The sequence below is a fragment of the Pseudomonas sp. NY15435 genome, assembly GCF_048068295.1.
Lineage (GTDB): Bacteria > Pseudomonadota > Gammaproteobacteria > Pseudomonadales > Pseudomonadaceae > Pseudomonas.
The window spans coordinates 22,671-35,367 of record NZ_JBLUQA010000018.1 but is presented as its reverse complement, the minus strand read 5'-3'; the positions used below and the strand labels follow the sequence as shown (position 1 = coordinate 35,367).

Sequence of the window (12,697 nt, the reverse complement as noted above, 5' to 3'; positions counted from 1 at the left end):
CTCAGGCAAACACCTGCAGGCTGCGCGGCGGCAGCGACACCCAGATGTCCGGCGTGCCCAGGCGCGGCATGTCCTCGGGCGCCAGCTCGGCGAGCAGCGCGTGGCCCGGCAGTTGCTCCAGCTCGAAGCTCATGCGGCAGCGGTTGCCAAGGAAGGTGATCTCGCGGATCTGCGCGCGGAACAGGTTTTCCTGGTGCACCGCCGGGTTCACGCTGATCGCCTCAGGGCGGCAGAACAGCCGGCCCGAGGCGCTCTGCGCCTGGCTGTGCAGGCGCAGGTTGAGGCTGCCGACGCGGGCATGGCCATCGCTGCCGCGCTCGAACGGCAGCCAGTTGCCCTGGCCGACGAACTCGGCGACGAAGGGCGTGCTCGGGGTGCTGTAGATCTCCTGGGCGGTGCCGTACTGCTCGATGCGCCCGTGGTTCATCACCGCGATGCGATCGGCCATCAGCATGGCCTCGTCCTGGTTGTGGGTGACCATCACGGTGGTGATGCCCAGGCTCTTCTGCAGTTGGCGCAGCTCGCCACACAGGTGCTCGCGGACGCGCGCATCCAGCGCCGACATCGGCTCGTCGAGCAACAGCAGCGACGGGCTCGGCGCCAGCGCGCGGGCCATGGCGACGCGTTGCTGCTGGCCACCGGAGAGCTGGCCGGGGTACTTCTTCTCGCTGCCGGTCAGGCCGACCAGCTCGAGCATCTCGGCAACACGGCGGCGGACTTCTTCCTTGCTGGCGTTGGTGAGGCCGTAGGAAATGTTCTGCTCCACCGTGAGGTTGGGGAACAGCGCGTAGGACTGGAACAGGATGCCGTAGTCCCGCGCCTGCGGCGGCAGGTTCGACACGTCGCGCTCGCCCAGGTGCAGAGTGCCCACATCCTGTTGTTCCAGGCCGGCGATGCAGCGTAGCAGCGTGGTCTTGCCGCAACCCGAGGGGCCGAGCAGGCAGACCAGTTCACCGGCCTTGACGTCCAGCGACACGCCGTCGAGGGCGACGAACTGGCCGAAGCGCTTGCGGATGTGACGCACGCTGAGCGGCGTGCCGGCGATGGTGGGATGCATGGCGGTACCTCGTTTTCTTGTGGTCCACGCCGCGTGTGCCGTGGCGTGAAGGAACGAGGTCCATGCTAGGGAGGGATTGCGACGGCACTATTGCTAAAGGGCCAAGTGCGCCGATAGATCCATAGGCAGATTTTGGTATGGGGGTGAAAAAACTTGCATAGGCGCGTCGATCCCGACGCTGCACTTACGCCGACGTGCAGGAGCGAGCTTGCTCGCGAAACTGAATTCGAAGGGGAATCTGTTCGCGAGCGAGCTCGCTCCTACAGAAAATGCTCGCCCTCGCTGCGACCTGTAGCGAAACACCCGTGGCTGGATTGGGGCTTCCGCAGTTGGGCGACGTGGATGCCGCGAGAAGCGCGATGGACCAGGGACTGGCCTTCGTCAGCTGGAGCATCGATTCAACGAGGGAATTCTACGCCCCAAGCGAAACCGACTGCCGGAGCCCGCCCCTTGAACGGCTCAGAACCCGTCGAGATCGATCAACTCACCCTCGAAGCGGATCGACCCGCCCTCCTCGCTCGCCTCGCCGCCCTGGATTTCGCCGTAATAAGACAGCCCATTCTCCAGGGTCACGCAGACGTGGGTCGGTTCTTCCGGAGCATCCAGCTGGCCCTTGAAGCTCACCTCGATCACACCCTCTTCCGGCGCACTGAGGCTCACCATCACGCGGGCGTTATCCACCGCTTCGGCCTCGCGCCCCCAATGTTCGGCGCTGACGGTCACGGTGGCGATTTCCTGTTTCATGCTCAATGGGTCTCCGCAAAGGGCCCTGCGCAATACGCGCCGGGAAATAGCGCAAGGGTAAGGCGAGCCTGGACACCGCGCAATGAATGCGAAGGGCGCCCGCAGGCGCCCCTCGTCCCTCTTCTGGGCAAATCAGTCGGCGTGGATGTCGTTGTCCTTGGTCTCGCGCAGGAACAATAGCGAGCAGACCAGGCTCATCGCCGTGATCAGCACCGGGTACCACAGGCCGTAGAAGATGTTGCCGGTGTACACCACCAGCGCGAACGAGATGGTCGGCAGCAGACCGCCAAACCAGCCGTTGCCGATGTGGTACGGCAGCGACAGCGAGGTGTAGCGGATGCGCGTCGGGAACAGTTCGACCATCAGCGCCGCCAGCGGGCCGTAGCAGCAGGTGGCGATGAAGATCAGCGCAACGATGATGGCGACCACCATCGGCCGGTTCACCAGCGAGGAATCGGCCACGGTCGGGTAGCCGGCATCCTTGACCGCTGTACCCAGCGCGGCGGCGTCGAAGCCTTCGATACGCTTCTCGCCTACGGTTACCACCAGCTCGCTGCCAGCCGGGGCGGCCACTGAACTGTAGGGCACGCCGCCCTTCACCAGCAGGGTCTTGGCCTTGTCGCAGGCGCTGTCGAATTTGGCCTTGCCCACCGGGTCGAACTGGAAGGTACAGGTCGCCGGGTCCGCCATCACAGTGACCGGCGCCTGGCGCGAGGCCGCGTCGATCTGCGGGTTGGCGTAATGGGTCAGCGCCTTGAACAGCGGGAAGTACAGCACCGTGGCCAGCAGCAGGCCGGTGATCAGCACCGGCTTGCGACCGACCTTGTCCGACAGCCAGCCCATGATCACGAACAGCGGCGCGCCAATCACCAGGGAGATGATCAACAGTCCGTTGGACAGCGCCGGGTCCACCTTCAGCACCTGGGTGAGGAAGAACATCACGTAGAACTGCGCCGCGTAAAAGGTCACCGCCTGGCCGGCGTTGATGCTGAACAGCGCGATCAGCACGATCTTCAGGTTGCTCCAATTGGTGAACGACTCCTTGAGCGGCGACTTGCTCACCTTGCCCTCGGCCTTCATCTTCAGGAATGCCGGCGACTCGTGCATGGACAGGCGAATCCAGGTGGAAATGCCCAGCAGCACGATGGAGATCAGGAACGGCAGGCGCCAGCCCCAGGTTTCGAACTCCGGCCCGGTGATCTGGCGGCAGCCCCAGATCACCACCAGCGACAGCAGCAGGCCGCCGGTGGCGGTGCACTGGATCCAGCTGGTGTAGGCGCCGCGTTTATGGTCCGGCGCATGCTCGGCCACGTAGATCGCTGCGCCGCCGTACTCGCCACCCAATGCCAGGCCCTGGAGCAGACGCAACACGATGAGGATGACCGGCGCCGCCACACCGATGGTGGCATAGGCCGGCAGCAGACCGACGGCGAAGGTCGACAGGCCCATCAACAGGATGGTGACGAGGAAGGTGTACTTGCGCCCGATCATGTCGCCCAGGCGGCCGAACACCAGCGCGCCGAAGGGGCGGACGAGGAAGCCGGCGGCGAATGCCAGCAGGGCAAAGATGAAGGCGGTGGTGTCGTTGACCCCGGCGAAGAAGTGCTTGGCGATGATCGCTGCCAGCGAGCCGTAGAGGAAGAAATCATACCACTCGAACACTGTGCCGAGCGACGAGGCGAAGATCACCTTGCGCTCATCGCGGCGCGAGGTCGCGGGCCGCTCGTAGGAACTGGACTGCGCTACATCGGTCATTACGGGCTCTCCTGCCCCTTCTGGGGGCTTTTGTTTTTGTCAGCCTCGACTGCCACGGCTTTCACACCGCGCGATAGCGTTTTCTTCGGCTCCTTGTAGGAGCGAGCTTGCTCGCGAACCACCGTGCACTCAGGCGGAGCGCTAGCAGAAATCCACGCAACGGAAGGTGGGGAGACGGTTCTACCGTCACGCCACCGGAGCTTCCTCCTGTGTGCGCCCACTGGAAGGGATGACCTCCACGCTGCGCGCGGGTTCGCTCAAAATCATCTGCGCGGCCTTTTCCGCGATCACCAGCACCGGCGAACAACTGTTGCCGGAGGTCAGGCTGGGCATGATCGAAGCGTCGGCGATGCGCAGGCCGGGTATTCCATGTACGCGCAGCTGGCTGTCCACCACTGCGCCCTCGCCCTGCCCCATGCGACAGGTGCCGGCCGGGTGGAAGATGGTGGTGCCGATCTCGGCGGCGGCGCGATGCAGGTCTTCTTCGGTCTGGTAATCCGGGCCGGGCTTGAACTCCACCGGCTGGTAGCGCGCCAGCGCAGGCGCAGCAGCGATGCGCCGCGTCAGGCGAATGGCATCGGCAGCCACGCGCAGGTCCTCCGGATGGCTCAGGTAGTTGGGCTGGATCACCGGCTTGTCGCGCGGGTCGAGCGAGCGCAGCGTTACCGTGCCACGGCTCAGCGGCCGCAGATCGCACACCGACGCGGTGAACGCCGGGAAGCTGTGCAGCGGCTCGCCGAAGCGTTCCAGCGACAATGGCTGCACGTGATATTCGAGGTTGGCCGAGCGCTGGTTCGGGTCGGACCTGGCGAACGCACCCAACTGGCTCGGCGCCATGGACAGCGGGCCGCTGCGCTTGAGCAGGTACTCCAGGCCCATGCCCATCTTGCCCCACAGCGTCGAGGCGATCTGGTTCAGCGAGGGCGCACCGTTCATGCGGTAGATCAGGCGCAGTTGCAGGTGGTCCTGCAGGTTGCCGCCCACGCCGGATAGCGCGTGGCGCACGCCGATGCCGTGCTTCTCCAGCAGGTCGCGCGGGCCGATGCCGGAGCGTTGCAGCAGCACCGGCGTATTGATCGCCCCCGCGCAGAGAATCACCTCGCGCCGGGCCCGCAGCTCACGCCGCGCACCTTGCCAGTTCACTTCCAGCCCGGCGGCGCGGCCGTTCTCCAGCAGCACGCGCAGGGCCTCGACATTCGTCAGCACGGTGAGATTGGGGCGGTTGGCAATGGGCCGCAGGAAGGCCTTGGACGCGTTCCAGCGCACACCGGAACGCTGGTTGACCTGGAAGTAGCCGCAGCCTTCGTTGTCGCCGCCGTTGAAATCCTCCACCGGGCGCACACCGGACTGCGCCGCCGCCTCGCGGAAGGCGTCGAGAATCGCCCACGACAACCGCTGCTTCTCCACCCGCCATTCGCCGCCCGAGCCGTGCAGCTCGCTCGTTCCGGCGAAGTGGTCCTCCATTTTCATGAACAGCGGCAGCAGATCGTTCCAGCCCCAGCCGGGATTACCCTCGGCCGCCCAGCCGTCATAGTCCAGCGCCTGGCCGCGCATGTAGATCATGCCGTTGATCGAGGAGCAGCCGCCCAGCGTGCGCCCACGCGGGTACTTGATCGCGCGGCCGTTCAGGCCCGGCACCTTTTCGGTGTCGAAACACCAGTCGGTGCGCGGGTTGCCGATGCAATAGAGGTAACCGACGGGAATGTGAATCCAGGGATAGTTGTCCGGGCCGCCGGCTTCGAGCAGCAGCACGCGGTTGGCAGGGTCGGCGGACAGGCGATTGGCCAGCAGGCAGCCGGCAGGGCCCGCGCCGACGATCAGGTAGTCATAAGCATCCAGTGCCTGGGGCATGGAAAAGTACCTCGTCGTGCTTGTTCTTTTTGTATGACGACCGAGCCTAGTCGTTCGTTCGTGATAAAAGAACAGTCGTTTCGAGTCACCTGCTGTGCGTTTTCTAACAACAAGGACTGCCGAGATGTTCGACTGGAATGACCTGCGCTACTTCCTGGAGCTGCATCGCAGTGGCCGCCTGCTGACCACCGCCAAGCGCCTGGGCACCACGCACGCCACCGTGGCGCGGCATATCGAGAGCATCGAGCGCGACCTCGGCACCCAGTTGTTCGCCCAGCACACCGGCGGCTACCAGCTCACCCCCGCCGGCCAGGCGCTGCTCAAGCACGCCGAGGCCATGGAGAACACCGCCCTGCTCGCCCAGGAGGAAATGAGCCAGGCCATCTCGCCGCTGGGGCAGATCCGCATCGGCGTCACCGAAGGGTTGGGCACCATGTTCCTTGCCCCGCGCATGGGCGAACTGATGCAGCGCTACCCCGGCCTGGAAGTGGAACTGGTCTCCGTGCCGCGCTTCGTCAGCATCACCAACCGCGAGGCAGACATCGCCATCACCCTGGAACGCCCCAGCGCCGACCTGGTCATCAGCCGCCTGCTCACCCGCTACCGCCTGAGCCTGTTCGCCAGCCCCGCCTATCTGGAAAACGCTCCGCCCCTGCGCGACCGCGAGGACCTCGGCCAGCACCCGTGGATTGGCTACGTCGACGACCTGCTGTTCAGCCAGGAACTGCTGTTCCACCACAGCTTCTGCCGCCACCCGCAGGTGGTCTTCCGCAGCACCAGCGTGGTCGCCCAGCAACAGGCCGCCCAGGCGGGCATTGGCATCGCCATCCTCCCGCAGTACATGGGCCTGCACGACCCGCTGCTGGTGCCGGTGCTGCCGGAGGAGTTCATCGAACGGGAATACTGGATGTGCACGCGGCGGGAGTTGCACCGGTCGGTGCGGCTGAGACTGGTGTGGGATTTTCTGGTGGAGGTCTGTGGGCGGGAGCAAGGGGTACTTGTAGGCGCAGGGTCTGGCAGCCCGGTAGGGTGAGGACTCCGTCAAGCCTGACGCCTGGCGGAATCTCGTTGAGCCGTTGGCCCTGGGTGCAGCTGCCGAAATTGTCGCAGGCGTTGCGTCTGGGTTGAAAGCAAGCGCCCCGCCTATTGCGGGGCACTTGGGTTGCGCGGCCGAATCCGCTCAGGCGGCGGCTTTCACCTGGCTAGCGGCGCGGGCGGCCGACTGCAGGATGTGTGGGTGATCATCAAGGTAAGCCTTGATGCGCTTGGCGCTGCGCAGGTCGCCCCAGGCCTTGCCGACCCAGCCCGCCAGCAGGACCGAGAACAGGAAAGCCAGCGCTCCGAGCAGGAAACCGTAGATCGGCAACTTCAGGATCAGCGCAGCCCAGACGAGCGCTCCGCTCAAGGGCAAGGCCACGCCAATGACAAGGGCACTGATCGCTTCGACCTGTTCCGGCCTGCCGATCTCGATTCGCGGGCAGAGCCATATCGGCGAAACCTTCAGGTAACGGGCCAGGCTACGAATCTCCTCGCGCTCCCACATGCCCATGCGGAACAGTCGCATCAGCGCCACCATCTGCTGGTGATTGGCACTGATGCCCGAGGCAGTGCGGAACTTCTCCAGCGCCAGCTCACTGTCCAGGTAAATCGCCAGCTCGCCCGTGGTCCGCGGGTCATCTCGCATGTCCGCCAGCGCCTGCAAACGCCCACGGGAGAAAAGCCCCGGCATGCCCCCAGGGGTCCGCCACAGGAAAACCACCGCGTGCGCCAACGCAGCGGCGATGGTCACGAACGCCGACAAACCTGCCAGCCCGGTAAACAGTAGATCCAGCCAATCGGCCGCCATATCCGCTCCGCCCACTACAAGAAAAATGAAGAAGACGGCACCCTGCCACGCACCGAAGCGGACGCTCCATAGTCAGGGCGAGCGTTGAGAAATGACGGGGATATTTTCGGAAATGACGTACACCGTTACTGCATACAGGCCTGGATCGCGCGGCAGCGCCCTGAGTTCACTGCTGTTCGACACGGCGCGCGTCACCCGTGATCTGGCAGCCTTGTACCAGGCAATCTGGCAGCACCGATGCACCAGGCCGGAGGAGCGCTCTGAGGTTATGCAGGCTTCTTTGTAGGAGCGAGCTTGCTCGCGAAGCCACCCAGCGCCGAAGCCCGGGGAAGGCTGTTCGCGAGCAAGCTCGCTCCTACAACTGGATAGCGTTACTCCGCGCGGGCGTGCTCGACCTTGTCGGAAGTGGACCAGAGGCGGTAGCGCACTTCAACGTCCTTCGGCGCATAGATCACGATGGGCAGCTTGCTGTTATAACGCAGCACGAAGCCCTCGCCGATCACCGGGACGAAGTCCTTCTTGCTCTTGCCTTCCGGGCAGGCCATCAGCGTGCTGGCCGGGCCGCTGACCTTGTCCAGGCGGTAGTAGGAATAGCCCCAGCCTTCCAGGGTCTTCTCCTCCAGGGTGCCACCCAGGCGCTGGCGGTTGCAGTCGACGGTCAGCGTCTTGCCGGCGAGGATCTCTACCTTGAAGTTCTCTTCATGGGCCTGTTTGGGCAGATGGATGACCTGGCGCACGAAGCCTTCTTCGGCCTTGGGATAAGGCGCGACATCTTCGAGCTTGGCAGCGTTGGCCAGGGTGGCGGTGGCGCTGAGCAGCAGCGCGGCGGGCAGGGCGAAACGAGCGAACGGCATGAAGCCTCCTTGCAGAATTGAGGAACGAACGCACCGCACGGGTGCGTTCGTCCGAGCGTCTCTGACCGTCAGATTGTACGAATACTCCTACGGCCATGCCCTGAGTTGTATCAAGCTACTTCACCACCCGCTTTCGCCTGCTGCTCCAGGTGCGCCTGCAGTTCCGGGGCGAGGTTGAGGTTGTAGGCAAGTTCGTCGAGATAGGAGCGTTCGGCGTCCTGCTGATCGTCCACCAGCATCACACTGACCAGGTACATTTCGGCGGCCACGGCGGGGTCGCCCTGGGCGGACTGCGCGACATCCGCGGCGTCCAGCGGCTTGCGCATCTCGGCGTCGATCCAGGCCTGCAGCTGTGGCTCGCCTGCGTGTCGCTGCAGTTCGGCCTGGATGGCGGCTTGTTCGCGCTGGTCAATCCGCCCGTCCGCCTTGGCGGCCGCAAGCATGGCGGTGAGTATTGCGTGGCTGTGGGCCTCGGCTTCGGGGCCGTCAAGCTGATCGACCGTGGTGAGCGATTGCTGCTGCGAGGGATTGGCGCTCTGCTGGCGCTGCCAGTTCTGGTAGGCCTGGAAGGCCATCATGCCCAGTGAGGCGAGCATGGCGTAGTTGACGCCGCCGCCAGCGGAACGTCCCTGGGTAGCCCCGCCACCGCTGTTGCCGCCACCAAGCATGCTGCCCAGCACGCCGCCCAGGCCACCCAGACCACCGCCGCCGGCGCCACCAGAGCTAGCGCCGCCAAGGATCGAGCCGAGGCCCCCGCCACCGCCGCCACCCAGCAGCCCGCCAAGCAAGCCGCCCAGGCCACCCAACGGGTCAGCGCCGCTAGCGCCGCCTTGTTGTTGCGCCGCCGAGCCCTGTCCGGCCCGCAGCAGTTGTTCCAGTAGATCGGTTGTATTCATGACCAGTCCCTCGCCATCGCGCGGTGTGCGTTGGGCAACGATAGTCCCGCCACACCGATGCGCCAGCGCCGTCCGCCAGCCGGCCCGGGTGGGGCAGGAGCCAGGCGAAGGCGATTACCCGTGGGGCCAGGCGAAGCGACTGGGCCCCGGGGCTTGTCCGGCGGTTGCGAAGGCCGTCAAGAACTCACGCGGGCACGGCTTCCAGTGCTTTCTGCGCCTGGGCTTCCAGTTCGACCTTGAGGCCGGCGTCGAGGCTCAGCTGGCGGGCCAGTTCGTCGAGGTAGGCGCGCTCCATGAAGTTGGTTTCGTCGACCATCAGCAGGCTCGCGAGATACATCTCGGCGGCCATTTCCTCGCTGGTAGCGGCGCGGGCAACTTCGGCCGGGTCCAGCGGCTTGGCCAGTTCGCGGTCGAGCCAGCCCTGCAGCTCGACGTCGCCGGTGAGCTTGGCGATTTCGCCATCGATCAGCTGGCGTTCGCGATCATCGATATGTCCGTCGGCCTTTGCGGCGGCGACGATGGCTCGCAGGATGGCGTGGCTGTGCTGCTCGGCCTGGGCCGGCGGCAGGCGGTCGACGGTCTGCGGTTCGCCGCGCGGAGCGCTGGCCTGCTTCTGCTGCCAATTGCCGTACGCCTTGTAGGCCAGTACACCCAGCGCAGCGAGGCCGCCATAAGCGACAACCTTGCCGCCGACCTTGCGCGCCTTCTTGCTGCCCATCAGCAGGCCCAGCGCGCCCGCTGCCAGAGCGCCGCCGCCGGCACCGGAGAGCAGGCTGCCCAGGTCCAGGCCGCCGCCCTTGCTTGGTGACTGACCGCCCTCCTGCCGGGCCACGCCCTTGTTCTGCAGGAGGTCCTGGCCGGATCTGAGAAGCTGGTCAAGCAGGCCGCGAGTGTTCATGGCGATCTCCACTGTCTATCAAAAATGTGGATTCCGACTCTAGTCCAGGGCGCGGCCGGGACGCAGCGACAGTGTGCTTCCGGATATTGCGGGCCTTTGCCGGCGGGTCCGCAGGGCAAATAGGCCGCTTTCATTCGATTAAAAAGAATGCTCCTATAGATTTTCGATAAACAACAATGAAATGCGCCGAGAGCGGCTAGACAAGGCTCTAGATCGCAGCTCCGCGCGCCAGCGGCCAAATCACCATGATGACGCTCCGCCAGATCCGCCACTTCATCGCCGTCGCCGAGACTGGCTCGATCTCCGCCGCCGCCCAGGCGGTGTTCATTTCCCAGTCGACCCTGACCCTGGCCATCCAGCAACTGGAAGAAGAGATCGGCGTACGCCTGTTCGACCGCCACGCCAAGGGCATGACCCTGACCCACCAGGGCCACCAGTTCCTGCGCCAGGCGCACCTGATCCTGGCCACGGTGGAGAACGCCAAGCGCAGCCTGCAGCAGAGCACCGACCAGGTAGCCGGCAGCCTGACCATCGGGGTGACCAGCCTGGTGGCGGGTTACTACCTCGCCGACCTGATCAACCGCTTCCAGCGCGCCTTCCCCAACGTGAAGACCCGCGTGGTGGAGGACGAACGCCCGTACATCGAGCACCTGCTGGTCAGCGGCGAGATCGATGTCGGCGTGCTGATCCTGTCCAACCTGGAGGACCGCCACGCCCTGCAGACCGAGGTACTGACCCACTCGCCGCACCGCCTCTGGCTGCCGGCGCAGCACCCGCTGCTGGAGCGCGACAGCATCGCCCTGGCCGATGTGGCGGGCGAGCCATTGATCCAGCTGAACGCCGACGAGATGGGCCTGCACACGCAGCGCATCTGGTCCCGCGCCGGGCTGGTGCCGCAGGTGACGCTGCGCACGGCGTCCGTGGAAGCGGTGCGAAGCCTGGTAGCGGCCGGCCTTGGCCTGTCGATCCAGCCGGACATGACCTACCGCCCCTGGTCGCTGGAAGGCGACATCATCGAAGCGCGGCCGCTGGTGGACCTGTCCGAACCCCTGGACGTCGGCCTGGCGTGGCGTCGCGGTACCGCGCGGCCGGCACTGGTGGACCCGTTCCTCACCGTCGCCCGCGAGCAACCCAACGCAAAACGCCTTTCGATCTAGAGGCTTATAGCGTTCGATTTAATCGAACGGTGCTTTCAGTAATTAGAATTTGTCGACCCCACGCCTGGACTCTAGTCTCTCGTCCCATACCAAAGGGCCAAGTTCCGGGCACCGCCCCTACGCCGGAGCACGCACATGGCCCCCGAAAACAAGACAGATAAAAGACGAGTTTCCAAGATGACCGGCGCAACCCTGCATACCGCCTTGCTGATCGACGGCCAACTGGTCGCCGGCGAAGGCATGGCCGAGCCGATCATCAACCCGACCACGGGCGAAACCCTCATCAGCATTGCCGACGGCTCCATCGATCAGGTCGAGCAAGCCATCGCCAGCGCACACCGCGCCTTCCCCGTCTGGGCCCGCACTACTCCTGCACAACGTTCCGCCGCACTGCTGGCCATTGCCGATGCCATCGACAAACGTGCGAACGACCTCGCCCAGCTGGAATCGCTGAACTGCGGCAAGCCGCTGCATCTCGCGCGCCAGGACGATATTCCGGCCACCGCCGACGTGTTCCGCTTCTTCGCCGGCGCCGTGCGCTGCCAGCAGGGCCAGCTCGCCGGCGAATACGTGCCCGGCCACACCAGCATGGTGCGTCGCGATCCGGTGGGCGTGGTCGCCTCGATTGCGCCGTGGAACTACCCGCTGATGATGGCCGCGTGGAAGATCGCTCCCGCGCTGGCCGCCGGCAACACGCTGGTGTTCAAGCCCTCCGAACACACCCCGCTGAGCATCCTGGCGCTGGCTCCGGCGCTGGCCGAGATTCTCCCACCGGGCGTGATCAACATCGTCTGCGGCGGCGGCGAAGGCGTCGGCAGTCATCTGGTCAGCCACCCGAAGGTGCGCATGGTCTCGCTCACCGGCGACATCGTCACCGGGCAGAAGATTCTCCAGGCCGCCTCGCGCACGCTCAAACGCACCCATCTGGAACTCGGCGGCAAGGCGCCGGTGATCGTCTGCAACGACGCCGACCTCGAAGCCGTGGTCCAGGGCGTGCGTACCCATGGTTACTACAACGCCGGGCAGGACTGCACCGCCGCCTGCCGCATCTATGCCCAGGCCGGCATCCATGACCGCCTCGTCGCCGAACTGGGCGACGCCGTGGCAAGCATCCGCTTCGCCCGCAAGCGCGACGCCGACAACGAGATCAGCCCGCTGATCAGCGCCCGCCAGCGCGACCGCGTGGCCAGCTTCGTCGAACGCGCCCTCGGCCAGCCGCACATCGAGCGCGTCACCGGCGCCGCCGTGCATTCGGGCCCCGGCTTCTACTACCAGCCGACCCTGCTGGCCGGCTGCAAGCAGCAGGACGAAATCGTCCAGCGCGAAGTATTCGGCCCGGTGGTCACCGTGACCCGCTTCGACCAATTGGAGCAGGCGGTGGACTGGGCCAACGACTCCGAATACGGCCTGGCCTCCTCGGTGTGGACGCAGAACCTGGACAAGGCCTTCCAGATCGCCAACCGCCTGCAGTACGGCTGCACCTGGATCAACACCCATTTCATGCTCGCCAGCGAGATGCCCCACGGCGGGCTCAAGCGCTCGGGCTACGGCAAGGACCTGTCCAGCGACTCGCTGCAGGACTACAGCGTGGTGCGCCACATCATGGCGCGCCACGGCCAGCAACTGGATTGAACCATCC

General features: G+C 65.5%; 11 protein-coding genes. 3 read left to right on the top strand and 8 right to left on the bottom strand.

What is annotated here, in order from left to right; translation table 11 throughout:
• Position 1: 1 nt before the first annotated feature.
• From ACNFH5_RS28505 to ACNFH5_RS28490, 4 genes are all read right to left on the bottom strand, one after another.
• Positions 2–1,057, bottom strand: coding sequence for a putative 2-aminoethylphosphonate ABC transporter ATP-binding protein (locus ACNFH5_RS28505; RefSeq protein WP_416751956.1), 1,056 nt, complete (start codon positions 1,055–1,057; stop codon positions 2–4).
• 459 nt (positions 1,058–1,516) lie between these two features.
• Entirely contained in the window at positions 1,517–1,801 is a 285-nt protein-coding gene (locus ACNFH5_RS28500) for a hypothetical protein (RefSeq protein WP_416751955.1), read from the bottom strand.
• 132 nt (positions 1,802–1,933) lie between these two features.
• The gene (locus tag ACNFH5_RS28495; protein WP_416751953.1) at positions 1,934–3,556 is read right to left on the bottom strand and encodes an MFS transporter; all 1,623 of its coding nucleotides are present in this window, start codon (positions 3,554–3,556) and stop codon (positions 1,934–1,936) included.
• A 186-nt stretch (positions 3,557–3,742) separates the two neighbouring features.
• On the bottom strand, positions 3,743–5,407 hold the full coding sequence (locus ACNFH5_RS28490; RefSeq protein WP_416751950.1) for a GMC family oxidoreductase: 1,665 nt from the start codon (positions 5,405–5,407) through the stop codon (positions 3,743–3,745).
• Between the two features lie 124 nt (positions 5,408–5,531).
• Here ACNFH5_RS28490 and ACNFH5_RS28485 point away from each other — a divergent pair, with 124 nt between their 5' ends.
• Positions 5,532–6,440 carry a LysR family transcriptional regulator gene (locus ACNFH5_RS28485; protein ID WP_416751949.1) on the top strand — a complete coding sequence of 303 codons (909 nt, stop codon included), beginning with the start codon at positions 5,532–5,534 and terminating at the stop codon, positions 6,438–6,440.
• Positions 6,441–6,587: 147 nt separating this feature from the next.
• Here ACNFH5_RS28485 and ACNFH5_RS28480 read toward each other — a convergent pair whose 3' ends face one another.
• The 4 genes from ACNFH5_RS28480 to ACNFH5_RS28465 form a co-directional block, all read right to left on the bottom strand.
• Entirely contained in the window at positions 6,588–7,253 is a 666-nt protein-coding gene (locus tag ACNFH5_RS28480) for a hypothetical protein (protein WP_416751947.1), read from the bottom strand.
• Between the two features lie 371 nt (positions 7,254–7,624).
• Complete coding sequence (gene eco, locus ACNFH5_RS28475; RefSeq protein ID WP_416751945.1) at positions 7,625–8,107, bottom strand: serine protease inhibitor ecotin; 483 nt, start codon at positions 8,105–8,107, stop codon at positions 7,625–7,627.
• 110 nt (positions 8,108–8,217) lie between these two features.
• On the bottom strand, positions 8,218–9,003 hold the full coding sequence (locus ACNFH5_RS28470; protein WP_416751943.1) for a tellurite resistance TerB family protein: 786 nt from the start codon (positions 9,001–9,003) through the stop codon (positions 8,218–8,220).
• Positions 9,004–9,187: 184 nt separating this feature from the next.
• Positions 9,188–9,901 carry a tellurite resistance TerB family protein gene (locus ACNFH5_RS28465; protein ID WP_416751941.1) on the bottom strand — a complete coding sequence of 238 codons (714 nt, stop codon included), beginning with the start codon at positions 9,899–9,901 and terminating at the stop codon, positions 9,188–9,190.
• A gap of 245 nt (positions 9,902–10,146) precedes the next feature.
• Here ACNFH5_RS28465 and ACNFH5_RS28460 point away from each other — a divergent pair, with 245 nt between their 5' ends.
• Both ACNFH5_RS28460 and ACNFH5_RS28455 read left to right on the top strand, forming a co-directional pair.
• Positions 10,147–11,058 (top strand): LysR family transcriptional regulator, encoded by a 912-nt coding sequence (locus ACNFH5_RS28460; RefSeq protein ID WP_024765694.1) that lies wholly within the window; start codon positions 10,147–10,149, stop codon positions 11,056–11,058.
• Between the two features lie 177 nt (positions 11,059–11,235).
• Positions 11,236–12,690, top strand: a complete 1,455-nt coding sequence (locus ACNFH5_RS28455) for a gamma-aminobutyraldehyde dehydrogenase (protein WP_416751938.1) — start codon at positions 11,236–11,238, stop codon at positions 12,688–12,690.
• Positions 12,691–12,697: the final 7 nt, after the last annotated feature.

Excerpts from the sequence above, each read along its gene's own strand:
- ACNFH5_RS28505 (WP_416751956.1), bottom strand. The coding sequence starts at position 1,057 with ATGCATCCCACCATCGCCGGCACGCCGCTCAGCGTGCGTCACATCCGC.
- ACNFH5_RS28500 (WP_416751955.1), bottom strand. The coding sequence starts at position 1,801 with ATGAAACAGGAAATCGCCACCGTGACCGTCAGCGCCGAACATTGGGGG.
- ACNFH5_RS28495 (WP_416751953.1), bottom strand. The coding sequence starts at position 3,556 with ATGACCGATGTAGCGCAGTCCAGTTCCTACGAGCGGCCCGCGACCTCG.
- ACNFH5_RS28490 (WP_416751950.1), bottom strand. The coding sequence starts at position 5,407 with ATGCCCCAGGCACTGGATGCTTATGACTACCTGATCGTCGGCGCGGGC.
- ACNFH5_RS28485 (WP_416751949.1), top strand. The coding sequence starts at position 5,532 with ATGTTCGACTGGAATGACCTGCGCTACTTCCTGGAGCTGCATCGCAGT.
- ACNFH5_RS28480 (WP_416751947.1), bottom strand. The coding sequence starts at position 7,253 with ATGGCGGCCGATTGGCTGGATCTACTGTTTACCGGGCTGGCAGGTTTG.
- eco (WP_416751945.1), bottom strand. The coding sequence starts at position 8,107 with ATGCCGTTCGCTCGTTTCGCCCTGCCCGCCGCGCTGCTGCTCAGCGCC.
- ACNFH5_RS28470 (WP_416751943.1), bottom strand. The coding sequence starts at position 9,003 with ATGAATACAACCGATCTACTGGAACAACTGCTGCGGGCCGGACAGGGC.
- ACNFH5_RS28465 (WP_416751941.1), bottom strand. The coding sequence starts at position 9,901 with ATGAACACTCGCGGCCTGCTTGACCAGCTTCTCAGATCCGGCCAGGAC.
- ACNFH5_RS28460 (WP_024765694.1), top strand. The coding sequence starts at position 10,147 with ATGATGACGCTCCGCCAGATCCGCCACTTCATCGCCGTCGCCGAGACT.
- ACNFH5_RS28455 (WP_416751938.1), top strand. The coding sequence starts at position 11,236 with ATGACCGGCGCAACCCTGCATACCGCCTTGCTGATCGACGGCCAACTG.